We start from the raw sequence: 223 nt of genomic DNA, 5'->3' as shown, positions 1-223 counted from the left end.
TCGGTTGATTTCTTTTCCTCGGGGTACTGAGATGTTTCAGTTCCCCCGGTTCGCCTCATTAACCTATGGATTCAGTTAATGATAGTGCAACGCATTGCACTGGGTTTCCCCATTCGGACATCGCCGGTTATGGCGCTTCATATCAGCTTACCGACGCTTTTCGCAGATTAGCACGTCCTTCATCGCCTCTGACTGCCTAGGCATCCACCGTGTACGCTTATTC

The 223-nt window shown here is 50.2% G+C and carries 1 rRNA gene; it reads right to left on the bottom strand.

Annotated elements, in window-relative coordinates:
* Positions 1 to 223: ribosomal RNA gene (locus tag EAE93_RS25815) — 23S ribosomal RNA — on the bottom strand; the annotation flags it as partial.

The organism is Photorhabdus akhurstii, from assembly GCF_018448925.1.
Classification (GTDB): Bacteria; Pseudomonadota; Gammaproteobacteria; order Enterobacterales; family Enterobacteriaceae; genus Photorhabdus; species Photorhabdus akhurstii.
This window is presented reverse-complemented; position numbering and strand designations above follow the sequence as displayed.